We start from the raw sequence: 6,130 nt of genomic DNA on the forward strand, positions 1-6,130 counted from the left end.
AGTAAAAAAACAAATATCTCTTACGATTCCTTTTAAATTACGATTTCAAGTTAATGTTCAATAACTATCATTATATTCACAATTCGTATCAATATATTGATTATCTTTAGTTCTAACGTGCCAACTCAAAGTTTGAGTCGACACATTGAGGGCATATGCCCAACTTCTTGATCAATAACCACCTACCACAACTCACACTTCAAATTCTCCCTCACTTATAACTCAGAAAATCCGTGACAATTCCAAGCACTTTAAATCCCGTTTACCAATTTTAACCTGACAATCCAACAAGACTTTTGTTGGATCACTAAGCGTAGCTCAGCGACTTGTTTTCCAAAGCGGTAAAAAGGGGAATCGGCGCAGCTGTTCTGACTATGAGCGAAGCGAAGTAGACAGAGCCTAGCCGATTGAGCTTGAAAAGCCCGAACGATAGTGAAGGCTTTGAAAGCGACCACCGCATTGGATAAACAATAAGCTGAGCGAAGCACAAATATCATTACTTCATCCCTTAACTCATAATACAAACAAAAAAGAACAGATCCGAAGACCTGTCCTGTACAATTTTGTTATTATTTCTATTTTTTTAAGCACCTGGTACTGTTTGAGGTAAACCAAATGCATCAATCATCGAATCCGTCGCATCATCAATATGAACTTGCTCGACCAGAGAACCTTGAACAATCACACGCTCATTTAAGGAATAGTCACACGTAATCAATGTAATGATTGGTGCTTCTGTTGGCTGAACGACTGACATATCCGTTGGATGCACTTGTGTAATCACATCAATTTCGTAAACATACACATTTTCTAAATCCGTCAGATAAATTAAATCTCCGTATTCCACTCGCATTAAAGGAGCGAATAATAGACTATCATTGATTGAATGATGACTAGCGAGTGAATAATTAGATACGCCCATTGCTTGGTCCGGATAAAGTGTTCCAGCACCCAAGTACATCCCTTCATTCGACACACCTTTATAAATAGGTAAATTCATCTCGACATTTGGAATTGCCATTCCACCAATGGTTGGTAAATGATTCGGATTCACGTTATCAGAAATAACGGTGAAAGCATCCAAGGTTTGAATATCATCCCAGTTAAACGTTACGTCCGCATTCATGTTTGCTTCAATATCTTCACGCGTCATATTGGCGATTGTATTTTGATTGACGCCTCGTTCAATCATCCAATTTTTAATGGGATCCATTGCCAATAAGCCGGCCGCAATAATAATCAAAACAATCCCTAAGATAATTTGTATTTTGCCGCCTTTTTTACGATGCTTTTGATTTTTCTTCATACGCGTTTGTGGTTCTTGCTCGCTCATTCCTACTCCTCCAAGCCTAATAAAATGATAATTACTTTTACAATATACCATTTAGTCTAGCCATTTTGTATCAACTTAACCATTATTTAACACAATTACCTCCTATTATTCACAATTAAGTCAAACTTCCCCTCTATTATTTTTAATAAAAAAAGCACTTTTGTTTGCAAAATACAACCGTTGATTATATAATTACTTTAATAACACGTCCATGAGGGAGTAACTTGAGGCTATTTGGCCTTATCAGTATCAACAACGCTAAGCAGTCAGAAATGATTGCTGGTACTGATTGAAAAAGTGAGACTTATGCGGGCCATATCACAATGCAGCAAAGCTGTTTATTGATTAGGCAGCATAAGTCTTTTTTTATTGTCACAAACAATTGGGCGCGATTATTTATCAAAAGGAGGAAATTATGGCAAATAATGATTTTATTGCTTATAAAGAGTCAATCGAAAGTACCGTGGCTCACTTAGATACGAATATCCAATCGGGTCTTAGCTCAGCTGAAGCTAAAGCACGTATCGAGAAATACGGTCCTAACGAACTTGAGGCAGAAGAAAAACGTAGTTTACTACAGAAATTCCTTGATCAATTCAAAGACTTTATGATTGCGGTGCTTTTAGTAGCAGCAGCAGTTTCAGCATTTGTAGGGGTCGCTGAAGGTGAAGGGGTCGCTGACGCGGTTGTTATTTTAATCGTAGTTATTTTAAATGCAATTATGGGTGTTTTCCAAGAAGCAAAAGCCGAAGAAGCTATCGATGCCTTAAAAGATATGGCTTCACCAGATGCTAAAGTTAGACGTGACGGACAAGTCCACACGGTTAAAAGTTTCGACTTAGTACCAGGGGATGTTGTTTTATTAGAAGCTGGTGACGTTGTTCCAGCCGATATTCGTTTAGTCGAAGCAAGTTCTTTAAAAGTTGAAGAAGCAGCTTTAACTGGTGAATCAGTACCAGTTGAAAAAGAAATCATCGACTTATCTGGTAAAGATGCTGGTATCGGAGACCGTTTAAATATGGCCTTCTCAAGTACTAACATTACTTACGGTCGTGCAGTAGGTGTTGTAACATCAACTGGTATGAACACTGAGGTTGGTAACATTGCAACAATGTTAGCTTCAACTGAGTCACAATTAACACCATTACAACGTGACCAAAACAACTTAGGTAAAGTATTAACTTACATGATTATTGCGATTGCAGTCTTAACCTTCGCAGTCGGTGTATTCGTGCAAGGTGAAGAAGTCCTTCATATGTTATTAATTGCAATTTCTCTAGCAGTTGCTGCAATTCCTGAAGGATTACCAGCGATTACAACAATTATTTTGTCAATCGGAACCCAAACAATGGCTGAACGTAATGCGTTAATCCGTACATTACCTGCCGTTGAAACATTAGGTAGTACACAAGTAATCTGTTCAGATAAAACAGGTACTTTAACAGTTAACAAAATGACGATTGAAAAAGCTTTCTATAACAATCAATTACATGACGCTAGCGAAGAGATTGCCTTAGATAATTCATTATTACGTGCAATTACGTTTGCCAACGACACTGAAGTTGATAATAAAGGCGAATTAGTCGGTGACCCTACTGAAACAGCGATGATTAAATTTGCAATGGACAAAGGTCAAGACTTAAAAGCTGAATTAGCAAAAACACCACGTATCGACGAAGTACCATTCGACTCAGGACGTAAATTAATGTCAACTGTTCACCAATTAGAAGACGGTCGTTACTTAGTAGCCGTAAAAGGTGCACCTGACCAATTAATCAAACGTGCAACTAAAATTGAATTAAACGGTGAAATCGTTGATATCACTCAAGCTCATATTGATGAAGTGTTAACTAATAACAACAATATGGCTCGTCAAGCATTACGTGTATTAGCCGGTGCTTACAAAATCATCGATACATTACCCGCAAAAGTTGACACAAACAGTGTTGAAACTGATTTAGTCTTCGCTGGTTTAGTCGGAATGATTGACCCTGAACGTCAAGAAGCTGGTGCAGCAATTAGAGTTGCGCGCGAAGCGGGTATCCGTACAGTAATGATCACAGGTGACCACGCAGTTACTGCTCAAGCAATTGCTGAACGCTTAACGATCTTACCTGAAGGTGAAGATAATGCAGATCACGTTATTACAGGTGCTCAATTAGACGACATGTCTGACGACGAATTAGCAAAATCAGTTAAAAACTACTATGTATATGCACGTGTATCACCAGAACATAAAGTTCGTATCATCCGTGCATGGCAAGCAAACGATGTTACAGTTTCAATGACAGGTGACGGAGTTAACGACGCGCCATCATTAAAACAAGCCGACATCGGTGTTGGTATGGGTATCACAGGTACAGAAGTATCTAAAGGTGCTTCAGATATGGTTCTTGCAGACGACAACTTCGAAACAATCGTTGTGGCCGTTGAAGAAGGACGTAAAGTATTTGCGAATATCCAAAAAGCCGTACAATTCTTACTATCAGCTAACCTAGGTGAAGTTTTAACAATCTTTGTTGCGACATTATTAGGCTGGCAAATCCTAGAACCAATCCATATCCTATGGATTAACTTAGTAACGGACGTATTCCCAGCGATCGCGCTAGGTATGGAACGTGCTGAGAAAGGTTCAATGAAACACGCACCACGTGGTAAAAACTCAAGCTTCCTATCAAACGGTGTAATGCCAAGTATCATCTATCAAGGATTACTTGAAGGTGGCTTAACATTATTCGTTTACTGGTATGCAAGATTCCAAATGAACGTAGACAACAACTTAGCCGAAACAATGGCATTTATCACACTTGGTTTAATCCAATTGTTCCATGCTTACAACGTTAAGTCAGTCTTCAACTCACTATTCAGTGACAACCCGTTCAACAACAAATTCCTTAACGGTGCAACACTCCTTTCTGGAGTCCTTCTACTCGGAGTCGTTATTACACCAGGAATCAACCAATTCTTCGACGTAACAGTACCAAACGGCGAACAATGGTTAGTGGTAGTATTAGCCGCAGCAAGCATCTTAGTATTCGTAGAAATTGCGAAATTCATCATGCGTGCAACAGGCGTTGCAGACCGCTACGACAAGAAAGACCACGAAGCAGTCTAGACTATAATTATACGACAGGACTTGAAAAAGTCCTGTTTTTTTAATGCTCTTTTCTAAATAAGCCCTCCATCAGCTTGAGCGAACACCAACACACCACCCCACTCCCACACTTGTCATCCCCCCAAGAAACTTGAAGAAAACCTGCCACCCGGCCCCCAGCAAGTGATATAATAAACAAAAAAACTGAAAGGTGATACTATGTCCTTTAACGCCCTTGTCTACCATGAAATTAGAGATGATTTACCCACAGAACCCCATACGCTAACTGCTTTGAAAGCCGCCAACGAGTATGCGATTGGTTTACCACCTGCCCTCTTTCTAAACATAGCGGACTTCACCCAACAAATGACATATTTAGTCGAAGAAAATTTCCACTTCCTAAGCATGCAAGATATTCGTAAATACTATGAAGACGGTATCGAATTGCCTGAGAAAAGCATCTTCATTTCTTTTGATGACGCCTTCCAATCTTTATACACAACAGCCTATCCAATTTTAAAACAATTAGGTATTAAAGCGACATTATTTGTTGTCAGCGGTTGGGTTTTTAATGAATCGAGCGATGTTGACGCATCTTGTTCACAAGTGATGTCTTGGGAACAACTCAACTCGATGTCAGATGTGTTTGAGTATGCGAATCATACCCATCATTTACACACCTTAGTTCAACCTGGCGTGAATGGTCTGATGACAGCCACTTTAGATGAATTGAAGGCTGACCTTGAGCAATGCCAAGCTCATGTTCAACATCAAGATACCTTCGCCTATCCCTTTGGCTTTTATAATCAAGAAGTGGTCGGAAACTTAAAACAATTAGGGTTTAACTATGCGTTTACGACGCAAGTTGGTCCTAACAATAGTGCGACTCCAACGCTCGAATTAAACCGTACCTTGGTCTTTCACCAGATGCCATTTGAGCGCTTTAAAGAACTTGTCCACGCAAAAACTCAATAAACGGAGGAACATTCTATGACTTTTTCAACTGAGATTCAAGCTTACTGGCAACAATTCTGTCAGGCAAGCGGTACTGACCCTGAAACACCTTACGGTGCCTTTGCTTTTGGTAATACAGAAGCGATGGCAGATGAATTAGCCCAATTAGTCTTACAAGGTAAGAAAACCGGCACTTCTTCAGGCTATGAACTTTTCTTATTACCTGGTGAAACTGAACCGGCCACACAAGTAGGACAAATTGATATTGTTCTAGATGGGCGTGATCAACCTGTCGGTGTCATTCAGAATATTGCTATCACCGTCTTGCCCTTTAAAGAGGTCTCTGATGAACAGGCGCGTAAAGAAGGCGAAGGCGATCTTTCACTTGATTATTGGCGCCGTGTTCACATTGAATTCTTTAAACCTTACTATGCTGAAGCCAATTTAGACTTTTCTGAAGAAACGCAAGTTCTCTACGAAGAATTCAAATTGATCTATCCTAACTAAATGTATTAAGTCTCACCTTGAATCGCTAGCGTTTTGAGGGGTATTCTGAGCATATAATGGGGTTGGTCTTTAGTTTTTCCTGTATTCTTGTAATGTAAGCGTTAAGCATTGTAGAAGAAAGACTAACTATATAAAGTCAAGCAATAAGTTGTAAAAACATTACGTTAAATTTTAGAAATTGAGGGCACACCAAATAAGCTCAAAGAGTGTATTTTTTAAAATTTACTGTAATCGAACTTCGT

4 protein-coding genes are annotated in these 6,130 nt (G+C 39.3%); 3 read left to right on the top strand and 1 reads right to left on the bottom strand.

Translation table 11 applies throughout. The features are described from left to right. Positions 1-583: 583 nt before the first annotated feature. Positions 584-1,333, bottom strand: coding sequence for a class A sortase (locus GF867_RS06250; protein ID WP_153832242.1), 750 nt, complete (start codon positions 1,331-1,333; stop codon positions 584-586). Between the two features lie 415 nt (positions 1,334-1,748). On the opposite strand from GF867_RS06250, the gene GF867_RS06255 reads away from it, so the two are divergent. The 3 genes from GF867_RS06255 to GF867_RS06265 all read left to right on the top strand — a co-directional run bounded on the left by GF867_RS06255 (position 1,749) and on the right by GF867_RS06265 (position 5,888). After that, complete coding sequence (locus GF867_RS06255) at positions 1,749-4,448, top strand: cation-translocating P-type ATPase (protein WP_153832243.1); 2,700 nt, start codon at positions 1,749-1,751, stop codon at positions 4,446-4,448. 198 nt (positions 4,449-4,646) lie between these two features. Further along, a complete protein-coding gene (locus GF867_RS06260; RefSeq protein ID WP_153832244.1) occupies positions 4,647-5,402 on the top strand; it encodes a polysaccharide deacetylase family protein in 756 nt (251 codons plus the stop codon). A gap of 15 nt (positions 5,403-5,417) precedes the next feature. Continuing rightward, a complete protein-coding gene (locus tag GF867_RS06265) occupies positions 5,418-5,888 on the top strand; it encodes an ASCH domain-containing protein (protein ID WP_253940762.1) in 471 nt (156 codons plus the stop codon). Positions 5,889-6,130 lie beyond the last annotated feature (242 nt).

The sequence above is a fragment of the Fundicoccus ignavus genome, assembly GCF_009659375.1.
Taxonomy (GTDB): domain Bacteria; phylum Bacillota; class Bacilli; order Lactobacillales; family Aerococcaceae; genus Fundicoccus; species Fundicoccus ignavus.

Coding starts and splice junctions, on each gene's coding strand:
- GF867_RS06250 (WP_153832242.1), bottom strand. CDS start 1,333: ATGAGCGAGCAAGAACCACAAACGCGTATGAAGAAAAATCAAAAGCAT.
- GF867_RS06255 (WP_153832243.1), top strand. CDS start 1,749: ATGGCAAATAATGATTTTATTGCTTATAAAGAGTCAATCGAAAGTACC.
- GF867_RS06260 (WP_153832244.1), top strand. CDS start 4,647: ATGTCCTTTAACGCCCTTGTCTACCATGAAATTAGAGATGATTTACCC.
- GF867_RS06265 (WP_253940762.1), top strand. CDS start 5,418: ATGACTTTTTCAACTGAGATTCAAGCTTACTGGCAACAATTCTGTCAG.